23 protein-coding genes and 1 tRNA gene are annotated in these 23,730 nt (G+C 55.8%); 12 read left to right on the top strand and 12 right to left on the bottom strand.

Annotation, left to right across the window (positions count from 1 at the left end):
• The first annotated feature begins 144 nt into the window (after positions 1 to 144).
• From ACLPGZ_RS10290 to ACLPGZ_RS10275, 4 genes are all read left to right on the top strand, one after another.
• Positions 145 to 2,103 carry a SurA N-terminal domain-containing protein gene (locus ACLPGZ_RS10290; protein WP_035271790.1) on the top strand — a complete coding sequence of 653 codons (1,959 nt, stop codon included), beginning with the start codon at positions 145 to 147 and terminating at the stop codon, positions 2,101 to 2,103.
• Positions 2,104 to 2,173: 70 nt separating this feature from the next.
• The gene (locus tag ACLPGZ_RS10285; protein WP_203145790.1) at positions 2,174 to 3,046 is read left to right on the top strand and encodes a M23 family metallopeptidase; all 873 of its coding nucleotides are present in this window, start codon (positions 2,174 to 2,176) and stop codon (positions 3,044 to 3,046) included.
• 21 nt (positions 3,047 to 3,067) lie between these two features.
• Positions 3,068 to 3,751, top strand: coding sequence for an AzlC family ABC transporter permease (locus ACLPGZ_RS10280; protein WP_009457111.1), 684 nt, complete (start codon positions 3,068 to 3,070; stop codon positions 3,749 to 3,751).
• A 9-nt stretch (positions 3,752 to 3,760) separates the two neighbouring features.
• The gene (locus tag ACLPGZ_RS10275) at positions 3,761 to 4,105 is read left to right on the top strand and encodes an AzlD domain-containing protein (RefSeq protein ID WP_060185141.1); all 345 of its coding nucleotides are present in this window, start codon (positions 3,761 to 3,763) and stop codon (positions 4,103 to 4,105) included.
• Between the two features lie 112 nt (positions 4,106 to 4,217).
• On the opposite strand, the gene ACLPGZ_RS10270 is transcribed toward ACLPGZ_RS10275, so the two are convergent.
• From ACLPGZ_RS10270 to ACLPGZ_RS10260, 3 genes are read right to left on the bottom strand one after another with little or no spacing between them, the layout of a single operon-like run.
• Positions 4,218 to 5,198 carry a tripartite tricarboxylate transporter substrate-binding protein gene (locus ACLPGZ_RS10270; protein ID WP_239054303.1) on the bottom strand — a complete coding sequence of 327 codons (981 nt, stop codon included), beginning with the start codon at positions 5,196 to 5,198 and terminating at the stop codon, positions 4,218 to 4,220.
• A gap of 32 nt (positions 5,199 to 5,230) precedes the next feature.
• On the bottom strand, positions 5,231 to 5,578 hold the full coding sequence (locus ACLPGZ_RS10265; protein ID WP_239054302.1) for a RidA family protein: 348 nt from the start codon (positions 5,576 to 5,578) through the stop codon (positions 5,231 to 5,233).
• Positions 5,579 to 5,607: 29 nt separating this feature from the next.
• On the bottom strand, positions 5,608 to 6,504 hold the full coding sequence (locus tag ACLPGZ_RS10260) for a fumarylacetoacetate hydrolase family protein (RefSeq protein ID WP_239054301.1): 897 nt from the start codon (positions 6,502 to 6,504) through the stop codon (positions 5,608 to 5,610).
• A gap of 39 nt (positions 6,505 to 6,543) precedes the next feature.
• Between ACLPGZ_RS10260 and ACLPGZ_RS10255 the strand changes: the two genes are divergently transcribed.
• Both ACLPGZ_RS10255 and ACLPGZ_RS10250 read left to right on the top strand, forming a co-directional pair.
• Positions 6,544 to 7,551: a LysR family transcriptional regulator gene (locus ACLPGZ_RS10255; RefSeq protein ID WP_239054300.1), complete on the top strand. Its 1,008-nt coding sequence runs from the start codon at positions 6,544 to 6,546 to the stop codon at positions 7,549 to 7,551.
• A 4-nt stretch (positions 7,552 to 7,555) separates the two neighbouring features.
• The gene (locus ACLPGZ_RS10250; RefSeq protein WP_239054299.1) at positions 7,556 to 8,509 is read left to right on the top strand and encodes a LysR substrate-binding domain-containing protein; all 954 of its coding nucleotides are present in this window, start codon (positions 7,556 to 7,558) and stop codon (positions 8,507 to 8,509) included.
• Between the two features lie 90 nt (positions 8,510 to 8,599).
• Here ACLPGZ_RS10250 and ACLPGZ_RS10245 read toward each other — a convergent pair whose 3' ends face one another.
• The 6 genes from ACLPGZ_RS10245 to ACLPGZ_RS10220 form a co-directional block, all read right to left on the bottom strand.
• Positions 8,600 to 10,879, bottom strand: coding sequence for a RelA/SpoT family protein (locus ACLPGZ_RS10245; RefSeq protein ID WP_009457108.1), 2,280 nt, complete (start codon positions 10,877 to 10,879; stop codon positions 8,600 to 8,602).
• Positions 10,880 to 10,900: 21 nt separating this feature from the next.
• Positions 10,901 to 11,104, bottom strand: coding sequence for a DNA-directed RNA polymerase subunit omega (gene rpoZ, locus ACLPGZ_RS10240; protein ID WP_003799665.1), 204 nt, complete (start codon positions 11,102 to 11,104; stop codon positions 10,901 to 10,903).
• 35 nt (positions 11,105 to 11,139) lie between these two features.
• Complete coding sequence (gene gmk / locus ACLPGZ_RS10235) at positions 11,140 to 11,784, bottom strand: guanylate kinase (RefSeq protein WP_021446541.1); 645 nt, start codon at positions 11,782 to 11,784, stop codon at positions 11,140 to 11,142.
• 37 nt (positions 11,785 to 11,821) lie between these two features.
• Positions 11,822 to 12,151 carry a hotdog family protein gene (locus ACLPGZ_RS10230; RefSeq protein ID WP_009457104.1) on the bottom strand — a complete coding sequence of 110 codons (330 nt, stop codon included), beginning with the start codon at positions 12,149 to 12,151 and terminating at the stop codon, positions 11,822 to 11,824.
• Positions 12,152 to 12,166: 15 nt separating this feature from the next.
• Positions 12,167 to 12,949 carry an exodeoxyribonuclease III gene (gene xth / locus ACLPGZ_RS10225; protein WP_203145797.1) on the bottom strand — a complete coding sequence of 261 codons (783 nt, stop codon included), beginning with the start codon at positions 12,947 to 12,949 and terminating at the stop codon, positions 12,167 to 12,169.
• A gap of 564 nt (positions 12,950 to 13,513) precedes the next feature.
• Positions 13,514 to 13,587, bottom strand: a tRNA-Cys gene (locus ACLPGZ_RS10220).
• A gap of 165 nt (positions 13,588 to 13,752) precedes the next feature.
• Here ACLPGZ_RS10220 and ACLPGZ_RS10215 point away from each other — a divergent pair.
• Positions 13,753 to 16,020, top strand: a complete 2,268-nt coding sequence (locus ACLPGZ_RS10215; RefSeq protein WP_021446542.1) for an arginine/lysine/ornithine decarboxylase — start codon at positions 13,753 to 13,755, stop codon at positions 16,018 to 16,020.
• A 190-nt stretch (positions 16,021 to 16,210) separates the two neighbouring features.
• Here ACLPGZ_RS10215 and ACLPGZ_RS10210 read toward each other — a convergent pair whose 3' ends face one another.
• Positions 16,211 to 17,104 carry a LysR family transcriptional regulator gene (locus ACLPGZ_RS10210; RefSeq protein WP_035271774.1) on the bottom strand — a complete coding sequence of 298 codons (894 nt, stop codon included), beginning with the start codon at positions 17,102 to 17,104 and terminating at the stop codon, positions 16,211 to 16,213.
• Positions 17,105 to 17,390: 286 nt separating this feature from the next.
• On the opposite strand from ACLPGZ_RS10210, the gene ACLPGZ_RS10205 reads away from it, so the two are divergent.
• Positions 17,391 to 17,531: a hypothetical protein gene (locus tag ACLPGZ_RS10205; RefSeq protein ID WP_021446543.1), complete on the top strand. Its 141-nt coding sequence runs from the start codon at positions 17,391 to 17,393 to the stop codon at positions 17,529 to 17,531.
• Positions 17,532 to 17,600: 69 nt separating this feature from the next.
• On the opposite strand, the gene ACLPGZ_RS10200 is transcribed toward ACLPGZ_RS10205, so the two are convergent.
• Entirely contained in the window at positions 17,601 to 18,386 is a 786-nt protein-coding gene (locus tag ACLPGZ_RS10200; RefSeq protein ID WP_197314381.1) for an isocitrate lyase/PEP mutase family protein, read from the bottom strand.
• A gap of 61 nt (positions 18,387 to 18,447) precedes the next feature.
• Positions 18,448 to 18,909, bottom strand: coding sequence for a universal stress protein (locus ACLPGZ_RS10195; protein WP_009457090.1), 462 nt, complete (start codon positions 18,907 to 18,909; stop codon positions 18,448 to 18,450).
• A 193-nt stretch (positions 18,910 to 19,102) separates the two neighbouring features.
• Between ACLPGZ_RS10195 and ACLPGZ_RS10190 the strand changes: the two genes are divergently transcribed.
• From ACLPGZ_RS10190 to ACLPGZ_RS10175, 4 genes are all read left to right on the top strand, one after another.
• Complete coding sequence (locus ACLPGZ_RS10190; RefSeq protein ID WP_060185136.1) at positions 19,103 to 20,284, top strand: acetyl-CoA C-acyltransferase family protein; 1,182 nt, start codon at positions 19,103 to 19,105, stop codon at positions 20,282 to 20,284.
• A gap of 258 nt (positions 20,285 to 20,542) precedes the next feature.
• On the top strand, positions 20,543 to 21,715 hold the full coding sequence (gene bktB, locus ACLPGZ_RS10185; protein WP_429641189.1) for a beta-ketothiolase BktB: 1,173 nt from the start codon (positions 20,543 to 20,545) through the stop codon (positions 21,713 to 21,715).
• Positions 21,716 to 21,900: 185 nt separating this feature from the next.
• Positions 21,901 to 22,662, top strand: a complete 762-nt coding sequence (locus ACLPGZ_RS10180) for a class I SAM-dependent methyltransferase (protein WP_035271766.1) — start codon at positions 21,901 to 21,903, stop codon at positions 22,660 to 22,662.
• Positions 22,663 to 22,760: 98 nt separating this feature from the next.
• Positions 22,761 to 23,729, top strand: coding sequence for an ABC transporter substrate-binding protein (locus ACLPGZ_RS10175; RefSeq protein ID WP_009457081.1), 969 nt, complete (start codon positions 22,761 to 22,763; stop codon positions 23,727 to 23,729).
• Position 23,730 lies beyond the last annotated feature (1 nt).

Raw genomic sequence — 23,730 nt, 5'->3', positions numbered from 1 at the left:
CGTGATAAAAAGCCAATGTACTATTTTAACCGGGGCTGTACACTGTACGGTTTTCATATACGGTATATTTTCAGGCCGAGCCGGCTTACCGGCCTGATGCGCCACCCGCAGCGCCCTGCTGCAAGCGAAAGTAGGTGATGATTAATGTTCGAGATTATCCGTAAGAACCAACGCGTTATGCAGCTGGTCCTGTTAGTGCTGATTCTGCCGTCTTTTGTACTGATCGGCGTCAGCGGCTACTCCAGCTACGTTTCGGGCGATAGCGATATTGTCAAAGTTGGCGATAGCGCCATTACGTCCCAGGAATTTGATCGTGCGCGCCGCATGCAGCTGGACGATATGCAGCGCAACAATCCTTCCGGTTTTGATCTGGCCCAGGCTGACAGCCTGGAAAGCCGTCGTGCATTGCTGGAATCCTTGATTGATCAGCGTGTACAAATTGAAGTGGCTACTGCCGCTCGCTTTAACGTCTCCGACATTGCGCTGCGCGACTACATCGCCACTATGCCGGAATTTCAGGAAAACGGTTCTTTCTCGCCCGCCCTTTACAGCCAGGTTCTGGCTTCGGCTGGCATCAATACCCGTGATTTCGAGCAAAGCCAGCGCGGCCAGATGGCCCTGCAACGCGTGCTCGGTCCCGTGGCTGCCAGCTCCTCCATGCTGCCCAGCGTGATGAACAAGTTGGAAATCGCCCTGACCGAAGAGCGTGGTGTACGCACACGCAGCTTCCTGACCCGTGATTTCGAATCCAAGGTTCAGATCAGCGATGCCGATCTGCAAGCCTGGTATGACGCCAACAAGCAATCGCTGGAACTGCCCCAGCAAGTCAAAGTGGAATATTTGCTGCTGAATGAAGCGGCAGCCTCCAAAGATCTGGCGACGCCTACCGACGATCAGCTCAAGCAATACTATGAGCAAAACAAGGCTCGTTACGTGCAAGCTGGCCGTGTGAACATCAGTCACATTCTGGTGACATTGCCTGCCGGTGCCTCCGATACCGAACGTGAAGCGGCCCAGACCAAGGCTCGCGAACTGGCTGAAAAAGCCCAGGCCAATAAAGAAGGCTTTGCCGACCTGGCCCGTGCCAACTCCCAGGACGAGGGTAGCGCCCGTGAAGGTGGCGAACTGGGCTGGATCAGCAAAGGCTCCTGGCCGTCCGTGCTGGAAAGCGCTGTATTTGCCTTGAAAAAAGGTGATGTGTCGGGCGTGATTGAAGGCCCCAACGGTTTCCACATTTTCAAGAGTAACGAAGTTCAGCCCGAACAAGGCGAGTCCTTCGAGCAAGCTCGCAGCAAGGTGCAGGACGAAGTGCGCAAGCAACTGGCTTCCGAGCGCTTTGCCGATATGGCCAGCAAGCTGACTAATCTGGTTTACGACAACGAAGACAATCTGGAAGCCGCCGCCAATGCCTTGGGCCTGACTCTGAAGCAGGCTGAAGGGATCAGCCGCCAAGGTTTGATTCCTGCTTCGCAAGTTGAAGGTGAGCTGGCTGCCGCCAAGAGCCCTGATGCAGCCGTGCTGGATGACAGCCGTGTTCGCCAAGCCTTGTTCAATGCCGAAACTCTGGCTTCGCGCAAGAATGCAGGCGTTGTAGAAGTGTCGCCTGACACCTTGATTGCCTTGCGCGTAACCGACGTTACCGAGGCTCATGTGCCTGCACTGGATAAAGTACGCACTATTGCTGAGGAAAACCTGCGCCGTGAAAAAGCGGCTGCCTTGGCGGTTCAGGCCGGTGAGGACTACCTGAAGCAGTTGCAAGCGGGTACCGAACCTGAGAACTTCTCGGCCCAGTTTGCCGTGAGCCGTGCGGAATTCCCCGAGATGGACGAAGCCTTGCTGAACAAGGTTCTGGCCAACCCCGTGGACAAGCTGCCTGCCTATGTGGGTGATCGCCAGCCCCAGGGCTACACTGTGGTGCAGATTCTGAGTCATGAGCCTGGCAAGTCCGGCAACCCTGGTCTGGACATGCTGACAGCACAGTTGACCCAAGCCATGGCCCGCACGGAGACCCAAGCCGTTCTGCAAGCCATGCGTGTGGAAGAGAAGGTTCAGATTCTGCCAGAAGCAGAAAAAGAGTTGACCTCCACAGGTGAAAATGAATAAAGCGGCTTGAGTCAGAGCCTGTAACCCTGGAGCCAGCAGGCTCCAGGGGTGTTTTTCAAAGAGCATTCTGATGAATCACACTGATATTTCCCTGGTACGGCGGCGCCTTTTAGGCGCCGCAACTGTTTGGGGCCTGACGGCACCGTACTTGGCCTATGCTGCGCCTGGGCAGGGCACCTTTATCGAGCGCACCTTGCATCGCCCTGTGCCAGGCGGGGTGGCAGTGCTGGACCTGGGAGCGGGTGGCTCAGCGCCGGTGGTGCACTTCAATGGCAACCGTGTGCTGGTGATTCAGGATGCTGATCAGCGTTGGAAAGCGATAGTCGGACTGGACTTGAAAACCCAACCAGGCCAGCACAGCATATCCGTGCAAGGACAGTCGGGCGTGGCGTTTCAGGTTGGCAGCAAGCGTTACCGCGAGCAGCGCATCACCCTGAAAAACAAGTCGCATGTGAATCCGGATCCGCAACAGCAAGCCCGTTTTGAGCGCGAATACGAGGAGCAGATGCAGGCATATGCCAGCTTCCGCACTGAAGGCCCCAGCAATGTGGTCTTTGAAAAGCCGGTACCGGGTCGCCTGACCAGTCCGTTTGGTTTGCGCCGTTTTTTCAATGGTGAAGAGCGTAACCCGCATTCGGGTCTGGATTTCGCCGCACCTACCGGCACGGCGGTCAAAGTGCCTGCTGACGGGATTGTCACCATCGTGGCGGATTACTTCTTTAACGGTAAAACCGTATTTGTGGATCATGGTCAGGGCCTGATCACCATGTTCTGTCACTTGTCGGCTTTTGATGTGCGCGTGGGTGATCGTGTCAGCAGGGGCGATGTGGTGGCGCGTTCCGGCGCAACGGGCCGTGCGACTGGCCCTCATTTGCACTGGAATGTCAGTCTGAATAACGCACGGGTGGACCCCGCCATCTTTATTGGTGCATTCCAGGCCTAGGCAGGCCCTGCAAGGTTTTTCATGATTATCGGTTCGGCATATCGACGGGGCTTGCGAGACAGCGCCTCTATCGCCCTGGGCTATGTCCCCGTCGCGATTTCTTTTGGTTTGACCGCTGTGCACGCGGGCTTGTCACCCTGGCTGGCAGTGATGGTGTCCCTGATCGTGTACGCGGGGGCCAGTCAGTTCATTTTGATCAGTCTGCTGGTGGCAGGCGCCGCCTATCCCAGCATTTTAGGTATTGTGCTGCTCATGAATCTGCGCCATGTGTTCTATGGCCCAACCTTGATGGGCTTTTTTACCGGCCCAAGAACTGTCTCCAGTCTGTTCATGGCTCCTGGCCTGACCGATGAGGTCTTTGCCGCTTCTGCAGCCGGAGTAGCCCGCCAACCGGCCCAGGAGCAGGAGTCCTGGTACTGCGGCTTGCAACTGGGCTCTTACCTGTCCTGGGTGCTGGGTACCGCCGTGGGGGCCTTCTTCGCCAGCGATTTGCTGGGTCAATCTCCCGTGCTGGAAAAGACGCTGGGTTTTGTCTTGCCCGCCTTGTTCTTTGCCCTGTTGCTGGAAATCCGCCGATCTGCACCTTTGCCGGTGTTGGTGGCTGCCGCTGTAGGGGCTGTTCTGGCCATGGCTTTCTTGCCATCATATCTGGCGATTATTGTCGGCATGCTGGCCGGTGGTTTGATGGCCCTGCGCCGCGCTTAAGGAGTGGAGATGGATTGGAGTTTTCTGCTCATGATTGTGCTGGCGGGCCTGGGCACATTTTTGATTCGTTACTTGCCCTTGCGTCTGGGTGGACGACAAGGAAAGGCGGACCCCAGCCGCGTTTCGATCTGGCCACGCCTGTTTGGAGCCATTGGTCCGGCAGGTGTGGTGTCCTTGCTGGTTGTGTCCCTGATCTCCTTGCTGCGCCCTGAACATATGTCCCTGGACTTGCCGCCTTTGCTGGCAGGTCTGGCAGGGGTACTGCTGGGCCGGCGCTGGCCAGGTGGCATTGCGGGTTCAACACTGACTGGCGTGCTGGCCTACGGCCTGTGCGTGGCTTACGTTGGCGTTTAGCTAGGCCTTATTTTGCCCTTGAAGCAGGTTGCAGGCTGAAGGCAGGTCGGAAGTGGATTGCTGAGCTTGCCGCTGCCTGCCTGGGCCTTTTCAAGGGCGGTTTGATTCCTGTTTAAAACTTGCTGAAGTTTGGCTGGCTTTGGATGACTGTCTGCCAATGCTCGAACTCTTTCTTGCCTTTGGCGTCCAGCTCCTCGGGGGTGCTGCTGGCACTTTGCATGCCCGCCAAACGCAACTTTTCTTTTACCGCGGCGTTGTTCAAGGTCGTGGCAATGGACGCTTGTGCTGCTTGTACAAGCTCAGGCTGGGTGCCTGCAGGCGCATAGAAGGCCAGCCAGCCATTGATCTCCAATTGCGGATAACCCAGCTCGGCAATGGAAGGGGTGTCCGGCAACAAGGGGTCCCGCTTGCTGTCAAATAGCGCCAGTACCTTGATCTTGCCTGCTTCGGATTGCTGGATCAGCTCTCCAATATTCAGTACCGCTGCCGGGACTTGTGCGCCAACCAGAGCCACGATGGCTTCGCTGGCTCCTTTGTAGCCTACATGTTCCAGTGCTACGCCCAGAGTCTGTCCCAAGTACAGTCCGGCCAGATGCTGACCGCTGCCGGTAGAGGAACTGGCAAAAAAGGTTTGATTCGGGTCGGCTTTGATGCTTTGCACATAGTCCGCAAAGTTCTTGATGCCCGAACTGCTGGGCACAGCCAGCCCCAGGTTCCAGTTCACCGCATTGCTGACAGGAGCCAGATCCTTGAAGGGCTCGTAGCGTAGCTCGGTGAAGGTATGCGGATAGAGGGTGAGCGCCACTCCGGGAGTCAAAATAAAGGTTGAGCCATCAGGTGCCGAGGTGGTGGTCAAATTGATTGCCAGTCGCCCGGAGGCTCCCGGTCGGTTGTCCACGATCACCGGTCGTCCCAATGCTTTGGATAGATCAGAGGCAATCAGTCTTGCGACCAGATCCACATTTCCCCCGGCTGGAAAGCCAACCAGAATCCTGGCGCTTGCCGCCGAGTCAGCCTGAGCCGTCCCCACGCCCCCAGCGCAGAGAAAGGAAGTAATGATTGCTGCGCCCACATTTATTTTGATTTTTTTCATAATGTCTCCCGATGTCGCGCTCTGCCTTGAAATCAGAGTGCGGCGGTTATTTCAACTTCGACTTGGTATTGTGGAAAGGCAAGCTTGGATTCAACGCAGGAACGGGCTGGTTTTTTGTCAGCGGGAATCCAGGCATTCCAGATCTCGTTCAATAAGGGCCATTTCTTGTAGTCGTCGATCCAGATCATGGCACGCAGAATGTGACTGCGGTCTATGCCGATTTCCTCAAATTGCTCGTCAATCTGACTCAGAATCTGGTGCAGCTGTTCTTCGAACGAGCCGGATGGGTCCATGGCGACTTGCCCCGACATATACACAATTTTGTCGTGAATGACGTACTTGCTCATGTTCTTGTTTTGGTGAAAGCGTTCAATGCTCATGTTGATCTCCTGATGATTAAAAGAAAGAATTAGGCAATCGTGGTATTCAGGGTGCCCAGACCGCTGATGTGAGCGTGCAGTCGGTCGCCGGGGGCCAGGAACTCGCCTCGTGCTGCACCGACACCCGCTGGGGTTCCTGTCAGGACGATGTCGCCAGGTTCCAGCGTCATGATTTCTGTCAGGCGCACCAGTTGCTCGCGCAGGTCAAAAATCATGCCGGAGGTGTTGGCCTCCTGTTTGATCTGGCCGTTCAGTTCCAGCTTCAGATCCAGATCTTGCGGGTCGCTGACAAAGCAGGCGGGTATCAGGGCAGGGCCGATGGGGCAACTGGCGTCATTGGCTTTGGCGGCGACCCAGTCAAATTTGTAGAACTGCTCGGGGGCGCGGGCAAAGTCCCGGGCCGAGAGGTCAATGGCAATGGTGTAGCCCGCCACGTGCTCCATCGCATTTTCCAGCGTCAGGTCCTTGGCGGTTTTGCCGATCACCATGGCCAGTTCAATTTCCCAATCGTATTTTTGGCAGTTCTTGGGGATGGCGGCGTACTGGCCGTCGCCAATGGCAGCCTGGCGTGCGGGCTTGAAAAAGAAGAACAGGCGCTGGTCTTTTTTCTCTGCGGGCACACCCATTTCTTGCAGATGGTCGTAGTAGTTGGCACCGGCACACAGAATCTTGCCGGGATACAGCACGGGCGGCAGGGTGGCGTTTGCTTCGCTCAGAATCAGGTCCGTATGAGCTGTCGCTTGCTCAGCCAAGTTCTTTAGTTTGGGCAGATGCGTCTCCCACTGTGTCAGCAGATCAAGCACGCTGTCAGGCAAGGCAGGGGAGTTCACACGCTGGCACAAGGCGGTAATGGAGTAGTCCTTTCCGTCTATCGATAAACAGGCCACAGGGGCTTGGTCGATCAGCAGGGTTTTAAGGGAAAACATAGATAAATCAGGGTAACTGTTGAACATGAAGTTCATGGTATGCTCGGCCATCCATTCCCAGTTAATGAAAAATTCACGTCTTGTTATAACTATGATGAATACCAGAAACGAATTTTTCTTTGTGTTTTTCCCTGCCTGATGAAGCGGCTTGAACCGCGTCAGCTCTTGGTTTTGGCCGCCTTAGGGCGGAATTCCAGTATCCATAGTGCTGCGCGCGATTTGTCCTTGACCCAATCTGCAGTCAGTAAGGCCTTGGCCGAGATCGAGGCGCAGATGGGTGCGACTTTGTTTACACGCAGTCGGCAAGGCATCGAGCCAACAGCACTAGGCAAATTGGTTTTACGACGTGTGGGGCATTTGCTGGATGTACTTGATCGGGGTGCTGGGCATCACGAGAAACAAGCCCCTGTTCTCAAGATTGGCTATATATCGGATTTACACGGCATGGCGCTTGGCAATGCCTTTGTGCGCTGGCGTCAGTCCCAATCCTTGAAGCTGCGTTTGCTGGATCTGGAGTTTGAACAGGTGTTGCCGCTTTTGCTTCAGGCGGACCTCGATGCTGTTTTGCTGGACGAGCCTTTGAATGATGAATGGACTGGACAGTTACGGATCAGCAGTCGCGTGGTGCCTGTTTTAAGAACACATCATCCCTTGTTGAAGGCGGGTAAGTCTTTGAGTCCCAAGGATGTACAGGCTTTGGATTGGATTTTGCCAACGTTAGCGGTTTCTTGGCACCGGGCGTTCCAGGACTGGACGGCCAAGGTCGGCATGGAAGCGCCTGCGCGCATTTGGAAGATCCCCGCCGGGCACGGTCTGAGTACAGTAGTGGCCCAATCAGATGCCGTGGCCTGCTTGCCAGCGGCTCAGGCGTCTTTTATGCAGCAGGCTGGAGTGGTGAGGCCGATTGAACTAGCAGGTGACTCAGGCATTGATGTCCCTGCATTCTTGGTGCCGGGCCCCCATGTTCGGGGTGACCCGGCGCTGCATCAAACCTTGGTTCAATTTGCTCAGTTTCTGGGGAGCAGAGAAGCTGCTTACGGAGAGTAAAGATATGGCGGATAGAAGTATTTCCCCCCAACTTCCTCCCTTGTCGCGTCGTATTCGTTTGCGACATCTGGAGTTGCTGGCAGCATTGGGGGAACATGGCAGCCTGAAGCACGCGGCAGAAATGATGGGCATGAGCCAGCCGGCGGCCAGTAAACTTTTGTTGGAGGCCGAGTCCTTGGTCGGTGCCACTTTGTATGAACGCAGTAATCGTGGGGTACTTCCCACTGCAGCCGGTGCAGCCTTGGTGCAGCGTGCTCAGCGCTTTCTGGGGCTAGTTGATGGTTTGGGCGAAGAGGTTCAGGTCGCCCAGCAAGGTGCAAAGGGTCGGGTTCGAGTGGGGGTGTCGCCGGCCTGCGGGGCGGTGATTCCGGGAGCCTTGGCCGCCATGCGGGTGGCTGCTCAGGATGTGGTTTTGCGTATCGAGGAGGGTAGCAGCGCCAGTCTATTGGAGCGTTTGCGGGACGGGCGCCTGGATTGTGTCTTGGGTCGGGTGCTGGATAGCCAGGACCTGGAAGACTTTGACACCCTGCATTTGTATAACGAATCTATTGTGATGGTGGCCGAGCCGCAGCACCCTATTTTTTCCAAACCAACGGTGGATTGGGAAGATGCCCTGAGCTATGAATGGGTCCTGCCCCCTCAAGGTGCTCCTTTGCGTCGTACTTTGGCTTTCTGGTTGGCCCGTCAGGGGTTTCAGGAGCCTCGCTGTCTGCTGGAGTCGACCTTGACCTTGGCGAACCTGGCGGTGCTACGCGAGAACCAGGCATTGGTTTTGCTGGGTTCTATTTCAGCCCGACAATTCAGCGAACAGGGCGTCGTGCGAGTAGTCCCCTTGCCTTTCGACGGAATTGCATTGCCGTCCGTTTCCTTATTCTTGCCGCAGGACGACTATGCGCATGAGCCAGTGGATATTTTTATTCGGGCCTTGGAACAACATGTGCGCGAGACCCTGGCCTAGTAGCGGACTTTGATCGTATTTGAACCATAAAAAACGCCTGCTATTGAGCAGGCGTTTTTTGTACGGCTGAAAGCTGGTTTGCAAGCGGGTTTAGCCCTTCACACGCACAATCTTCTGAACCTGCGGTACGTGACGGATGGCGCGAATCACGCGTGCCAAGTGAGTACGGCTATCAACCTGAACGGTCAGGTGCAGTACCGAGGTCGCAGCCGATTCGTCCGGCATGGAAATATGCAGGATATTGGAGTCGGCATCGGTAATTTCAGCAGCCAGACGGCCAAGAACACCACGCTCGTTGATCGCAGTGACATCCAGACGGGTGGACAGGTGGCGGGCGGTATTGCTGTCCCACATGACAGGAACCCAACGTTCGGGCTCTTTGGCCTGGGCGCGTTGTGCCACCGCACACTCAGCCATATGAACAACCAAACCGTGACCCAGACGGATGCCGCCAATAATGGCGTCACCAGGCAGGGGGCCACAGCACGGTGCCAGCTGTACAGCCTGACCTTCGTTACCGTGAATCAGAATCGGTGCAGAAGTGTTGGCGTTAATTTCGTCAAACTCGGCCGCAGTGGTTTCCAGCAAGGGGTTTTCCGGAGCAAAGCGGCGCGCCACGACGGCGGCCAAACGTTTGCCCAGGCCAATATCGGCCAGAATTTCTTCACGGGATGCAGCGCCCGAACCCTTGGCCAGTTTGTCCCAGTTGGGATCGTCGTCGGTGGCATGTGGCAGGCTTAGCTGGTCAAAGGCTTGATCCAGCAGACGGCGGCCAAAAGCCACGGATTCTTCGTATTTAACCGTGCGCAGGTAATGGCGGATTTCCGAACGGGCGCGGCCCGAACGGACGTAGTTCAGCCACTGAGCGCTTGGGCGAGCGGCGGGGGAGGTAATGATCTCTACCGAGTCACCGCTTTTCAGCTCGGTGCGCAGCGGGGCAAACTCGCCATTGATTTTGGAAGCAACAGCGTGATTGCCGATATCGGTGTGGATGCTGTAGGCAAAGTCCACCGGAGTCGCACCACGAGGCAGGGAAATAATCTTGCCTTTGGGCGTATGGACGTAAACAGCATCGGGGAACAGGTCAACTTTGACGTGTTCCAGGAATTCTGTGGAGTCGCCTGTCTGGCTTTGGATATCCAGCAAGGATTGCAGCCAGCGGTGTGTGCGCTTTTGCAGATCGTTCAGGGTGACGTCGTCTTCTTTGTACAGCCAATGAGAGGCCACGCCTTCTTCTGCCACGTGGTCCATTTCGCGGGTTCGGAACTGGAACTCGACAGGGGTGCCGTAGGGGCCAATCAAGGTAGTGTGCAGGGACTGGTAGCCATTCACTTTGGGGATGGCAATGTAGTCCTTGAATTTGCCCGGTACGGGGCGATACAGCTGGTGCAGCGTACCCAAGGACAAATAGCACTCGGGCAGGGTATGCACAATGACGCGAAAGCCGTAAATATCCAGCACGTCCGAAAAGGACTTCTTCTGCTCGACCATCTTGCAGAAAATACTGTAGAGCGACTTCTCACGGCCGGAAATTTCGGCATCAATCCCGGCAGCAGGCAGGGCGATCTTGACGGCTTCGGTGATCTTGCCCAACACTTCACGGCGATTGCCACGCGCTGCCAGCAAGGCCTTGTGCAGCACCTTGTAGCGATTGGGGTAGATCGCCTTGAAGCAGCGATCCTGCAGCTCGCGGAACAGGGCGTTCAGGCCCAGGCGATGCGCGATCGGAGCGTAAATATCCAGCGTTTCCTGGGCGACGCGGCGGCGTTTTTCCGGCTTGACCGCATCCAGGGTGCGCATATTGTGCAAGCGGTCGGCCAGCTTGATCAGAATCACGCGCACGTCACGCGACATGGCCAGCAGCATCTTGCGGAAGCTGTCGGCCTGTTGCTGTGTCTTGGTAGCAAACTCCAGGCGTTCCAGCTTGGACAGGCCGTCCACAATCTCGGCCACATCGGTCCCGAACTTCTCAGCCAGTTCCTGCTTGGTGACGTCCTGATCTTCGATCACGTCATGCAGCAGGGCCGACATCAAGGCATCGGTATCCAGCTTCCAGCCCGCACAGATTTCCGTGACGGCAATGGGGTGCGAGATATAGGGCTCGCCACTGGCGCGAAACTGCCCCAGATGGGCCTGATCGGAGAAACGATAGGCCTCCCGTACCCGTTCTACATCTTTCGGGTCCAGGTACTGCGAGATGATCTTGTGTAGCGGAGCCAGTGAGGCAATAGGAGGACTGGCACTTTCCTGGGCAGCTTGTGCCAGTGCCGGGGTGTTCTTGTCTTTAGGCTTGCGACGACCTAGCCGTGAACCTTTTTTAAGGACGGCCAACAGCCCAGACGATGCGCCCCGTAAACCAGAAAATGCCATACCGTGCTCCGCCTGTGCCTATCAGGTAGGAACTTTGCGCAGCATTTCCAGACCGGTCGCGCCGGAGGCGATTTCTCGCAGGGCGGTAACCGTAGGCTTGTTCTTGCTTTCCAGGCGTGGTTCGTGGCCTTGAGCCAGTTCGCGCGCACGGTAGGCGGCTGCCAAGGTGAGCTTAAAGCGATTGGGGACTTGCTCCAGGCAGTCCTCGATAGTGATGCGAGCCATAGTAGACCTGTTATCAAAAAGTAATAAGAAGGAGATCAGCCCTGATTCAGCAGGGCATCTGCGCCTAATTGTTGAAAGAGTTGGCGATGCCGTACTGACTGAGTGGCAGTGCGCAAACGACTGGCCTGCACAATACTCAATAGCTGCTGTAATGCCGTATCAAAATCCTCATTGATAATAGCATATTGACAGTCATGAACATGGGCGATTTCGTGCTCGGCAGCCTCGAGGCGGCGGGCGATGATCTCTTCGCTATCTTGTCCACGTTTGCGCAAACGGGCCTGCAAGGTGGGCAAGGAGGGCGGCAGAATGAAAATGCCGACGGCTTCGGGGAAATGTTCACGCGCCAGGCGGGCGCCTTGCCAGTCAATTTCCAGCAACACATCACGGCCTGCATTCAGGGCTTTCTGAATGGGTTCGCGGGGCGTGCCGTAGTAGTTGTCATGCACCTTGGCCCATTCCAGCATGGCGTTTTCTGCGACCATGTTTTCAAAACGCGCTTTGTCCACAAAGAAGTAGTGCTGGCCGTCGCTCTCGCCGGGACGGGGGGCACGTGTAGTGGCCGAGATGGACAGCATGATGTTGGAATCGTTGGCCAGAAGGGCGTTGACCAGACTGGATTTACCCGCCCCGCTGGGGGCGACAACCATAAAGACGGTGCCAGGATAGCTCGTGGACATGGAGAGCAGACTCTAGAAGTAGATTTTTATAAAAGAATTAATTGCTGCTTGGGTCGGTTTGCCCAAACTCATTCAAAACGGCCAGGATGCTGGCCTGGTCCGCGCACAGAAAGACCACCGTGTCATTGGGATTCATGGAGAACAAAACGTCTTCCACTTCCTGCGGGGCATCTTCGGGCTGGGCAATGGCCATCACGTGCACATCGCCACCGGCTTCGAATTGCTCGGGCGGGACAATATGGGCGACCGCATCCAGATCAGGCTCGCTGATGGCCAGATAGGCCCAGACCTTGTGCTCCTCTTCCAAGGTGATCTCAAGCACATAGGCCGAGTCAGTCTGCTCGATGATTTGGCTTTGAATTTGCATAATGAAAAGAGTGTGTCAGCTAAAAGACAAGGTAGCGGTAACGGGAGCGTGATCCGAGGGCTGCTCATTGGCGCGCGGCTCGCGGTCAATATCGCAGGCCGTGCAACGGGCCTTGAGCGCGTCGGACAGCAGGGCGTGGTCAATACGCAGCCCGGCATCGCGGCGGAAGGCAAAACGACGATAGTCCCACCAGGTAAAGGGACTACCGCTTTGCTCAAACAGACGGTAGGCATCGTGCAGGCCCAGTGCCAGCAAACGCTCGAACGCGGCGCGCTCGGGCGGGGATACCAGAACATCGACTCCCCATTTGACCGGGTCGTAAACGTCCTGGTCGGCTGGGGCAATATTATAGTCGCCCAGAATGGCTAGACGGGGATACTGCTGCAATTCTTTTTCCAGCCAGTCGTGCAAGGCGGCAAACCATTCCAGCTTGTAGGTGTACTTTTCGCTTTCCAGCGATTGCCCGTTGGGGCAGTAGGCACAGATCACACGCACCGGGCCGTCAGGCGAGGGGTACGTGGCGGCCAGCAAACGCTGCTGGGGGTCTTCGTAGTTGGGTAGATTGCGTTGCACATCCGTGCCAGGCTCACGCGAAATCAGGGCCACGCCGTTATAGGTTTTCTGACCCGCCCAGTGAGCGTGATAACCCATTTCCTGAAAAGCCTCCAAGGGAAAACGCTCGTCGGGCAGTTTGAGCTCTTGCAGACACAGCACGTCTACGGGGTTGGCCTTGAGCCAGTCCAGAACTTGGGGAAGACGGACGTTCAGGGAGTTCACGTTCCAGGTGGTGAGTTTCATGGTGTCAGACAATCTCGGTAAATCAGAGAAAGCCGCTTGTACAGGGCTTTGTCGATAAAGGTAGTGCAGAGGCGGCCGTCAGCGTGTTGGAAACGGGCAGGATGGCGTTTAGCGTGCGCGAATGCCGCCATCATATCAGCGCTAGCCAGGGACTGGTTTTAAAGCCAGCGCCACCGACAGGATGAAAATGGCCGATGAGCCTGGGCTTTGTTCTAGGTCGTAGTAAAAAACAGACATTTTCAGACAATAAATTTGCCCTCAAACTATCTGCATGTAACAGCCATAAAGTCAGGCGGCAAGACCCAAAGCGCGCTTGGGGCAGATTGATGTTTTTAGGGTACGAAAAAGAGGGTTTTTTGCGCAGATCACGCGCCTGCTTGTGTTAAATTGCAGGCCAAGTTGGAACGGTGGGCCAAAACCGATGGAAGGGCTTGGCCGCAGCGCGTAGTACAAGGATTTGATATGCAGGAAAAGGGAATAAAAAAATCGCCGTAATGGCGACTTTTTCTGTGTGCTCAAAACCGGAAAGAAGGCCAGTTTTGTCTGTCTTGAATGCAAGCAAGATGGAGGCGTGTGCTGGAATCGAACCAACCTGAACGGATTTGCAGTCCGTCACATAGCCAATCTGTCACCACGCCTTTTGTTTTGTCCTGGGACATGTAGAATTATGCCCAAGGACGTAGGGAAAAGCAAGTGTCACATGACGGGACGTGAAACACGGTACGATCTGCTGCGCAAAAGCGACTGACGTCCCTCCCTTTTTTTGCCGCCCCTGCGGCACTCCCTTGTATTAAGGACATGGCATGCAATATCAATTCCCCATTGTGATCATCGATGAGGATTTTCGTTCTGAAAATGCGTCTGGTCTGAGCATTCGTGTATTAGCAGATGCGATCGAGGCCGAAGGCTTCGAGGTGTTGGGAACCACCAGTTATGGCGATCTGAGTCAATTTGCCCAGCAGCAAAGTCGTGCCAGCGCGTTTATTTTGTCCATCGATGATGAGGAGTTCACGCAAGATGGAGACAGCGCCCCGGCGCTGGTCAATCTACGTGCCTTTATTCGGGCTGTGCGTCGTCGCAATACCGATGTGCCTATTTATGTGTATGGCGAGACTAAAACGGCTCGTCATATGCCAAACGATATCTTGCGCGAGCTGCAAGGCGTCATTCACATGTTCGAGGATACGCCCGAGTTCGTGGCGCGCCACATCGTGCGTGAAGCGCGCAGTTATGTGGAAGGCGTCAAGCCTCCATTTCTGAAAGCCTTGCTCGATTACGCCGAGGATGGCTCGTATTCATGGCATTGCCCCGGTCATTCCGGCGGCGTAGCCTTTCTGAAAAGCCCGGTCGGGCAGATTTTTCACCAGTTTTTTGGCGAGAACATGCTGCGTGCCGACGTCTGCAATGCCGTTGAAGAACTGGGCCAACTGCTGGATCACAACGGGGCCATTGGCGCCAGCGAACGCAATGCTGCGCGTATTTTCAACGCTGATCACTGCTTTTTCGTGACCAACGGCACCAGCACCAGCAACAAGATTGTCTGGCACCATGCCGTGGCTCCGGGTGATGTGGTGGTCGTGGACCGCAACTGCCACAAATCCATCCTGCACAGCATTGTGATGACGGGGGCTATCCCCGTGTTTCTGCGTCCTACGCGTAACCACTTCGGGATTATTGGCCCGATTGCGCGCAGCGAATTTGATATCGAGACCATTCGCGAGAAGATCCGCAAGCACCCCTTGCTCTCGCATCTGGATGCCGATACGGTCAAACCCCGTGTGCTGACGCTGACCCAGTCCACCTACGACGGCATTATTTACGACACCCAGGTGATCAAGAATGCCGTGGATGGTTACGTGGAAGTGCTGCATTTTGATGAAGCCTGGATTCCGCACGCGGCTTTCCATCCCTTCTATGGTCAGTTTCACGCCATGGGCAAGAACCGTCCGCGCCCGCAGGAAACCATGGTGTTCTCCACCCAGTCCACGCACAAGCTGCTAGCCGGTTTGAGCCAGGCCAGCCACGTGCTGGCACAGGACTCGGTCACTCGTAGCCTGGATCGTCATTTGTTCAATGAAGCCTATCTGATGCACACCAGCACCAGCCCGCAGTACGCGATTATTGCGTCTTGCGACGTGGCCGCTGCCATGATGGAGCCACCCGGTGGTCGTGTGCTGGTTGAGGAAAGCATTATTGAAGCTCTGGATTTCCGCCGTGCCATGCGCAAGGTCGAATCGCAGTTTGACGAAGACGATTGGTGGTTCAAGGTCTGGGGCCCGCCAACACTGGCAGAAGACGGTGTGGGCAAGCCTGAGGACTGGATCATTACGGACGATGCGGAGCATAGCGAGTGGCACGGTTTCGGCCCGCTGGCTGATGGCTTCAATATGCTGGATCCGATCAAGGCCACGATTGTTACCCCCGGCCTGGATCTGACAGGCACATTTGGTGAAACCGGCATTCCGGCTTCTATCGTGACCAAGTTTCTGGCGCAACGTGGCGTGATTGTGGAGAAGATTGGCCTGTACAGCTTCTTCATCATGTTCACCATCGGCATTACCAAAGGCCGCTGGAACTCTCTGGTCACAGCGCTACAGCAGTTCAAGGACGATTACGACCGCAACTTGCCTGTCTGGCGTGTTCTGCCGCAGTTTGCGCGCCAGTATCCTTGTTACGAGGAAATGGGCTTGCGCGATTTGTGCCAGCATGTGCACCAGTTGTACGCCAAGCACGACATTGCCCGTTTGATGACCGATATGTACCTGTCGGATGTGGTGCCTGTCATGCGTCCGGCTGATGCTTTTGCCTGCATTGCGCAGCGTCGTACGGAACGGGTCGAGATTGATCAGCTGGAAGGTCGCGTGACTACCAACTTGATCACACCTTATCCCCCCGGTATCCCGCTCCTGATTCCTGGTGAAGCCTTTAACAAGACGATTGTGGATTTCCTGAAGTTCTCGCGTGAACTGCATCGCCAGTGTCCGGGCTTTGGTACGGATATCCACGGTTTTGTGGAAGAGGTGGATGCCTCCGGTCAGAAGCGTTACTACGTGGACTGCGTGGCACAGTAAAGCAGTTTGCTATCCAGGGCCGGGGCAGAGCATCGGCCTTTGGGTAGAGCAGTGAAGCAAGCGGGCCTGATGAGGCATGTTCAGGGTTCTGGAGGAATTCCAGACTTGAAGTGTCTGTCATCAGGCCCGTTTTTTATGGGCTGTCTATCTGCCACGAATCCTTGCGACAGGTTCGTGTTGCAGAGGCTTGTTACAGACTTTGCGCTGTGCGCAAGGCACATTCCAGCAGCCGTGAAGTCAGTGCTTGGGGATCACGGTCTGCCCGCAAGATCGCCACAACCCGGCGTTGCAGGGCAGGTTGCTCAATCGGGTATTTATGCAGATTGTGCTCGTGCAGCAGGTTGTCGGGAATGCGGCTCGGCAAGATACAGTCTCCCAATCCTGACGCCACCAGTCGCAACATGGCATCTATGGTTTCGACCTCCGCCACAAATTCGGGGTGCAGGCCGCTGCTGTGAATCATGCGGCGCAGGGCGTAATGGGGCGGAAAACCGATCAGGCGCAAGGCCTGGTGGCTTAAATCTGCACTCGGAAAAGGCTCCAGCTTGGCAGAGATGCGGCACATTTGGTCGTCAAACAGGGTGTGCGAGATCAAGCCGCCACAGTCCACCGCCGAGTCGTATACAAAACCCACATCGGCTTTGCCGCTTTCCACCAAAGCCACTACCTCGGGCGAGCTGCGTCCCAATAAGGACAAATTCACGCCAGGGTGGGCACTCATGAACGCGGCAGCGACATCGGACATGAAGTAGTAACTCAGGGTATGGACGGTGGCCAGCCGCACAGTACCTGAATTGACGCCGTGCTCCTGACGCACGGCATGGATAGCGCTGTCAATACGGCTATAGGCCGGTTCGATTGCTTGGCGCAGCAGCTCGCCCGCATCATTCAGGCTGACTCCGCGCCCGGTACGGGTAAACAGGGTTTGGCCCAGGCTTTGTTCCAGCGAGCTTAATTGTTTGCTCAGGCTGGATTGGCTTTGTCCCAAATCATCAGCCGCTTTGCTGACCGAGCCTAATTGTGCAATGCGTAAAAAACAGCGCAAGGAGCGATCCAGATGATCGGTGGGGCGGGAATCGTGCATGCCATTGTCTCTTTATTGTTGTACTCAAATGGGTGAAAAATGAGTTTTCAAGGGTGCCTGGGGTCTAGGCGAGCCGTAAGATATTCAGGGCAGTTATTTTGGCTTGAATTGTCTATGAAAAAGTCTTGTTTTGAATTGCCTTTATTTTGTCCTAACGTCGCCTAATTTGCATCCATAATGCGCCCATATTATGGCCAAAATTGATTTGTGGTCTAATCATTGATATAATAAAGAAATCGGGGCGCTAAGGGCAGCGCCCCCTGTCGATATTGAGCAGGAGTTATTCGTGAGCAAATCGAAACCAGTACGTCGTAAACAGGCCTTTGAGGTTGAGCCCCTGAATTGGGTGGCTCCCAAGAAAGCAGTCGTAGAAACCGATCAGGAAGCCAAAGTGGACGCGTCCAGCGACCAGGCTCAGGACAGCTAAGTTCTGACTGAAGGGTTAAAAAGCGCAAGCCTTGCAGCTTGCGCTTTTTTTATGCCTGCCTGTCTTGTATCAGGACCAGCGGCGATGGGCTTGGGTGGCCGGCAGATGCCCTTGCTCCAGCAGTTGCAGGCTGGCCTCTTCAAAGCGGTTCCAGGTGGCCAGAGCCAGTTGTGACCCTGTGCTGACACGGCGTACACCGATGGCGGCCAAATCGGGCACGTTCAGTCCCGGATGAATCAGCAGCACATTGAGGGGCGTAGGTGCCAGTGCCTGGACCACTTGGGCAATATCGTCCAGATCGCGTAATCCGGGGGCGTAGACCACATCGGCGCCTGCCTGGGCAAAGGCTTTTAGCCGGGTTATGGTTTGTCCCAGATCCAGCGCGTCAATCAGCAGGCCTTCGCTGCGTCCTATTAACAGAACGTCCTCGCCACTGTTGAGAATCGCTTGCTTGGCAGCCCGTATGCGGGCCACAGCCAACTCAAGGTCATACAGTTCGTCGCCATGGCGATCTTCAATGGACAAGCCTGCAATGCCGGTTTCAATGGCCAGGCGGACGTTTTCGGCGACCTGTTCGGGCTCATCGGCAAAGCCATTTTCAAAGTCGGCGTTCAGTGGCAGATTCGTGCTGGCCGCCAGTTCTCGCAAATGCGCCAGCAGGGCATCCCGGCCCACCTCAAAATCTTCCAATCCCTTTGACCAGGCAAACGCAGCGCTGCTGCTGGCAATTGCCTGTGCACCCAGTCGTTCCAGACGCTTGGCTCCACCTATATCCCAGGGGTTGGGCAAAATCAGTAAGCCACTTTCATGCAAGGCTCGAAAACGGCGTCGTTTTTCCTGTGTGCTGACGTTCATGCGGGACTCCTGAGAATAAAAAACGCAAACCGGAGTTTGCGTTTTGATGCCTGGCCGCGTTTTATTTTTTCTTGGCTTTCTTGCGGATCACCAGAACGGGGATTTCCGAGTAGGTCAGAACGTGCTGGGTTTCGCTGCCCAAGAGCAGGCGCTTGTAGCCCTTGCGGCCATGCGAGGACATGACGATCAGGTCAGCTTTCTGCTTTTCAGCGGTAGAAATAATGGCATCGGCCACCAGTTCGGACTTCACCACCAGGCCCTTGACCGAGACACCAATGTCTTTACCGGCCTGCTTGACGGCGGCCAGCTCGGATTGGGCGTGCTCTACCCAGGAGGCTTCGATACGGCTATCGAGCTTCTGGTCGATAATGGGGCCGCCCTCCAGGTAGCTTTGGCGATAGCGCGGAATGACGCGCAGGGCCAGCAATTTGGCGCCGCTGGTCTTGGCCAGATTCAGGGCATGGGTGACAGCGTGGGCGGACAGTTCTGAGCCGTCGGTACATACCAGGATACGCTCGTACATGAGGGGGAATCCTATAAAAAGGGTTATCAAGAACGTGTCTTGTGGGTAAGGTATCAAACCATACTGCGAATTACGGTCTTTGTGTCTGCTTTATGGTTTTCCATGGCAGCCGTGTATATTCGAGTGGACGTTTTTGTCAGCTTGGCTTTTTTATGCTGGTCATCATATCCCAATGGGATTGAGGGAGATTCATATGAAAGAAGTGGTTGTAGTCCAGGCATGCCGTACCGCGATTGGTGATTTTGGTGGTGGACTGAAGAATGTGTCGCCAATCGAAATGGGAGCCACGGTATTGCGCGCGGTACTGGACAGAAGTGGCGTATCGGCAGCAGACGTTCAGCATGTAGTGATGGGGCAGGTTATTCAAACCGAGCCGCGCGATATGTACTTGTCGCGTGTGGCTTCGGTGCAGGCGGGCGTGGGCCACGGAACACCGGCCATGAACGTCAACCGTTTGTGCGGTTCGGGTCTGCAAGCCATTGTGTCGGCCGCGCAGGGCATTCTGGTCGGTGATGCCAAGGTGGCTTTGGCAGGCGGAGCAGAAAGCATGAGCCGTGCGCCCTATATGTCCAGTGCTCATCGCTGGGGCGCTCGCATGGGGGACTCGGTCATGATGGATATGATGACTGGTGCACTGACGGATCCTTTTGATCGCGTTCATATGGGCATTACGGCCGAAAATGTGGCCCGCCAATACGGCGTGACCCGAGCCGATCAGGACGAGCTGGCATTGGAATCGCACCAGCGTGCCCGTCGCGCGATCGAGCAGGGCTATTTTAAAGAGCAGATCGTGCCCATTATCCAGAAAAGCCGTAAGGGCGAGATCGTGTTTGATCAGGACGAGCACGTACGTCTGGACGCCACGATGGAAAACTTTACCGGCCTGAAACCTGTGTTCATGCCTGAAGGCGGCAGTGTTACGGCAGGTAATGCCTCGGGCCTGAATGACGGTGCAGCCGCTGTCTTGCTGATGTGCGCGGAAGAAGCTCGCCAGCGTGGGCTGAAGCCTTTGGCCAAGCTGGTGTCCTGGGGGCATGCCGGGGTGGATCCCAGCATTATGGGTATTGGGCCTGTGCCAGCCAGCCGTCTGGCACTGGAGCGCGCCGGTTTGAGCGTGTCGGATCTGGATGTGATCGAGTCCAACGAAGCTTTTGCCGCCCAAGCGTGCGCAGTTGTGCGTGAACTGGGTCTGGATCCGGCACGGGTGAACCCCAATGGTAGTGGTATCAGCCTGGGCCACCCTATTGGCGCGACCGGCGCCGCTATTACAGTCAAGGCCTTGCATGAACTGCAGCGTGTCCAAGGTCGTTACGCGCTGGTCACCATGTGTATTGGCGGTGGGCAGGGGATTGCGGCGATTTTCGAGCGTCCTTGAACCTTGCTGATTATTTCTCTTTAAGCTTCGTTTAAAGCGCAGAAAAGCCGGAAGTGCTACGAGTCACTTTCCGGCTTTTTTTCGGCATATACAAGTAAATCTTATAAAAACGCCGACTTGATTATTTGTTTTTGTAGTGGAGCCTCGTATCCAGCCAATTGCATTGAATTGTTTTAAAAGTAATGCATGGCTTGGGTGACTGAGCATGAAGCCCTTGTTTTTTCTCATCGGAATAAAACGGAATAAAAGGAGATTCATATGCAAGAAGTCGTTCTGGTTCAGGCTTGTCGAACCGCTTTTGGTAATTTTGGTGGCTCGTTACGGAATGTGCCCCCCATTGGGATGGGGGCGGCGGTCATGCAGGAAGTGTTGGGCAGAAGTGGAGTATCTGCCTCGGAGGTGGAGCAGGTAGTGATGGGGCAGGTGGTGCTGACCGAGCCCCAGGATGTCTATGTGGCGCGTGCAGCCTCCATGAAAGCAGGAGTGGCTCATGAGGCGGTTGCCATGAATGTGAACCGCTTATGTGCATCCGGTTTGCAGGCCATTATTTCGGCAGCGCAAGCGATTGTATTGGGTGAGGCTCGGGTGGCCTTGGCCGGCGGTGTTGAAAGTACCAGTCGAATGCCTTATCTGGCGCCAAGCCAGCGCTGGGGGAGTCGCATGGGCAGTGTGGCCTTGGTAGATGTCTTGTCGGAGATTTTCATCAGTCCTTTGACTCGGGAGCATGTGGGGGTGACGGGGGAGAATGTCGCCAGAAAATACGGTGTGTCCCGCTGTGAGCAAGATCAGTTGGCCCTGGAGTCGCACCGTAGAGCGGCTCGTGCCATTGAAAATGGGTACTTTGAGGAGCAGATCGTCCCGCTGGCGGCCCACGATGGGAGCATCTTCGAGCAGGATGAGCATGTTCGGCATGATGGCAGTCTGGAGCAGCTTGCCGCCTTGAAGCCTGTTTTCCAGAGCGACGGGGGGACGGTGACGGCCGGTAATATCTTGGGTCTGGCGGATGCGGCGGCGGTGGTGCTGATGATGGAAGAGGGGCAGGCACGTCGTCAAGGCTTGAAGCCTTTGGGCAAGCTGCGCTCATGGGCGCATGCGGGCGTGGACCCTCAATTTGCGGGAATGGGGCCGGTGCCATCGACTCGCTTGGCGCTCAAGCGGGCGGGACTGATGGTAGCCGATATTGATGTGATCGAGTCCAATGAGGCGTTTGCAGCACAGGTGTGCGCCGTTGCCAAAGAATTGGATTTTGATCCGGAGCGAGTCAATCCAAATGGCGGCAGCATTAGCATGGGGCATCCTTTGGGGGCGACAGGAGCGGCACTGGTAGTCAAGGCCTTGCATGAGTTGCAGCGCATCCAGGGGCGGTATGCTCTGGTCACCATGTGTCATGGCGGTAGCGAGGGAGTAGCCATGATTATCGAACGTCAGTGAGCCGTTCCCCATCAAGTGATCGCTGTTATGATGGCGCCTTGCTAAAAACGCCGGAAGTGGCGCAATGCCGCCTTCCGGCGCTGTTTTCTCTGTCGTCAGGCCATATCCAGGTTCAGGATTATGTGGGGTGCCACGTTGCTCCCGTGTGAGCCGGGCCGCCTGACTGCTTTGCAAGGAAGAGTTTCATGGCTGGTGAGCAGGGGGACGATAGTCCTACGTTGTCGGAAAGCGAAGGGATCCGTTATCTGCACTTTGGAACGGAGTGGATTCAAGGTGCAATGCGTATTCGCAAGCCCGCTGAATTGGTCTTGGCCTACACACAACAAATGATGGCCTGGCTGCTATTTATGGAAGACCCCAAACCCGAGCACAAGCTGGCTATTCTGGGGCTGGGGGCGGGTTCCCTGCTGCGTTTCTGCCTGAAGCAGACCAGCAGTCAGGTGCAGACGGTGGAATGGAATCCGTCGGTGATCGGCATGTGCAATGCCTTTTTCCGGCTGCCGCGCAGCCCGCGGTCCCTGATTGATCAGGCCGATGCCGGTGTCTGGGTACAAGACAGCGATCAGCACAGTCAGTATCGTGCCTTGATGGTGGATTTGTACGACGCTCACGCCGAAGGCCCGGTACGTGACAGTCTGGAGTTCTATCAGGATTGTCGTGCGGTGCTGGATGATGAGGGCATCATGACCGTCAATCTTTTTGGTGCCCACCCCAGCTTCAAACATAATATTGACAACATTCGTGAAGCCTTTAATGGCAAAGTATTGCTCTTGCCTGAAATGGACGAGGGCAATCAGGTGGTTCTGGCCTTCAAAGGCAGCACGCTGGAGATGACAGCCGGAGAGCTGCTGAGTCGGGCCGAACAAGTGCAGGCCGATTATGGTTTGCCGGCTACACGTTGGGCCAGGGAACTGCTCTCGTTCCGTCGCCAGATGCAGGACCAGTAGGAGAGCGGGGCAGGGATTACCTGAAGGGTCAAAGTCCTGTCGTTCGCGTTAGACTAAACACCTAAAATTTTCGTTTTTTTGCATCTAAGGAGTATTGGATGAAACTGATCAGATCGGTGCATCAGGTGGCGGCCGCTTTGGCTTGTGTAGGATTGATGTCGGGCGCTGCAGTTCATGCGCAATCTGTATCGGTATCGTCGATTGTGGAACATCCGGCTCTGGACGCCATTAAGGATGGAGTACACAAAGCGCTGACCGATGCTGGTTATAACGAAGCCTCCGGCTTCAAATGGCAGTTTCAGACCGCCCAGGGCAATCCGGCGATTGCCGCTCAGATCGCTCGTAAGTTCGTCGGTGACAAGGCTGACGTGATTGTGGCCATTTCCACTCCTTCGGCGCAGGCCGTGGTGTCGGCAACCAAGACTATCCCTGTGGTGTATTCGGCCGTGACCGATCCTGTGGTGGCACACCTGGTGCCCAGCATGGCACCGTCGGGCACCAACGTGACAGGCGTGTCCGATGCGCTGGCACTGGAAGCCCAGGTTGATCTGATCAAGAAAGTCGTGCCTGATGCCAAGCGCGTGGGTATGGTTTACAACCCTGGCGAAGCCAACTCCGCCGTGGTCGTTAAAGAAATGAAAGAATTGCTGCCCAAGCACGGCATGACGCTGGTGGAAGCCACCGCGCCTCGTACCGTGGACGTGGGGGCGGCTGCTCGTAGCCTGGTGGGCAAGGTCGATGTGATCTACACCAATACCGACAATAACGTGGTGTCGGCCTACGAGTCCCTGGTAAAAGTAGGCGTGGACGCCAAAGTGCCTTTGATCGCTTCGGACACCGACAGTGTGGCCCGTGGTGCTATCGCAGCTCTGGGCGTGAACTACTACAACCTGGGTCTGCAGACCGGTCAACAGGTCATCCGTATTCTGAAGGGTGAAAAACCCGGTGATATGGCTTCTGAAACCAGCAGCAATCTGGAACTGTATGTCAATCCGGGCGCTGCCAAGCGCCAAGGCGTTTCGCTTAACGAGGACTTCGTGAAGTCCGCAACAAAAATCGTCGAATAAG

The sequence above is a fragment of the Alcaligenes sp. Me129 genome (genome assembly GCF_050487245.1).
Classification (GTDB): Bacteria; Pseudomonadota; Gammaproteobacteria; order Burkholderiales; family Burkholderiaceae_B; genus Alcaligenes; species Alcaligenes phenolicus.
This window is presented reverse-complemented; position numbering and strand designations above follow the sequence as displayed.

Coding starts and splice junctions, on each gene's coding strand:
- ACLPGZ_RS10290 (WP_035271790.1), top strand. CDS start 145: ATGTTCGAGATTATCCGTAAGAACCAACGCGTTATGCAGCTGGTCCTG.
- ACLPGZ_RS10285 (WP_203145790.1), top strand. CDS start 2,174: ATGAATCACACTGATATTTCCCTGGTACGGCGGCGCCTTTTAGGCGCC.
- ACLPGZ_RS10280 (WP_009457111.1), top strand. CDS start 3,068: ATGATTATCGGTTCGGCATATCGACGGGGCTTGCGAGACAGCGCCTCT.
- ACLPGZ_RS10275 (WP_060185141.1), top strand. CDS start 3,761: ATGGATTGGAGTTTTCTGCTCATGATTGTGCTGGCGGGCCTGGGCACA.
- ACLPGZ_RS10270 (WP_239054303.1), bottom strand. CDS start 5,198: ATGAAAAAAATCAAAATAAATGTGGGCGCAGCAATCATTACTTCCTTT.
- ACLPGZ_RS10265 (WP_239054302.1), bottom strand. CDS start 5,578: ATGAGCATTGAACGCTTTCACCAAAACAAGAACATGAGCAAGTACGTC.
- ACLPGZ_RS10260 (WP_239054301.1), bottom strand. CDS start 6,504: ATGTTTTCCCTTAAAACCCTGCTGATCGACCAAGCCCCTGTGGCCTGT.
- ACLPGZ_RS10255 (WP_239054300.1), top strand. CDS start 6,544: ATGCTCGGCCATCCATTCCCAGTTAATGAAAAATTCACGTCTTGTTAT.
- ACLPGZ_RS10250 (WP_239054299.1), top strand. CDS start 7,556: ATGGCGGATAGAAGTATTTCCCCCCAACTTCCTCCCTTGTCGCGTCGT.
- ACLPGZ_RS10245 (WP_009457108.1), bottom strand. CDS start 10,879: ATGGCATTTTCTGGTTTACGGGGCGCATCGTCTGGGCTGTTGGCCGTC.
- rpoZ (WP_003799665.1), bottom strand. CDS start 11,104: ATGGCTCGCATCACTATCGAGGACTGCCTGGAGCAAGTCCCCAATCGC.
- gmk (WP_021446541.1), bottom strand. CDS start 11,784: ATGTCCACGAGCTATCCTGGCACCGTCTTTATGGTTGTCGCCCCCAGC.
- ACLPGZ_RS10230 (WP_009457104.1), bottom strand. CDS start 12,151: ATGCAAATTCAAAGCCAAATCATCGAGCAGACTGACTCGGCCTATGTG.
- xth (WP_203145797.1), bottom strand. CDS start 12,949: ATGAAACTCACCACCTGGAACGTGAACTCCCTGAACGTCCGTCTTCCC.
- ACLPGZ_RS10215 (WP_021446542.1), top strand. CDS start 13,753: ATGCAATATCAATTCCCCATTGTGATCATCGATGAGGATTTTCGTTCT.
- ACLPGZ_RS10210 (WP_035271774.1), bottom strand. CDS start 17,104: ATGCACGATTCCCGCCCCACCGATCATCTGGATCGCTCCTTGCGCTGT.
- ACLPGZ_RS10200 (WP_197314381.1), bottom strand. CDS start 18,386: ATGAACGTCAGCACACAGGAAAAACGACGCCGTTTTCGAGCCTTGCAT.
- ACLPGZ_RS10195 (WP_009457090.1), bottom strand. CDS start 18,909: ATGTACGAGCGTATCCTGGTATGTACCGACGGCTCAGAACTGTCCGCC.
- ACLPGZ_RS10190 (WP_060185136.1), top strand. CDS start 19,103: ATGAAAGAAGTGGTTGTAGTCCAGGCATGCCGTACCGCGATTGGTGAT.
- bktB (WP_429641189.1), top strand. CDS start 20,543: ATGCAAGAAGTCGTTCTGGTTCAGGCTTGTCGAACCGCTTTTGGTAAT.
- ACLPGZ_RS10180 (WP_035271766.1), top strand. CDS start 21,901: ATGGCTGGTGAGCAGGGGGACGATAGTCCTACGTTGTCGGAAAGCGAA.
- ACLPGZ_RS10175 (WP_009457081.1), top strand. CDS start 22,761: ATGAAACTGATCAGATCGGTGCATCAGGTGGCGGCCGCTTTGGCTTGT.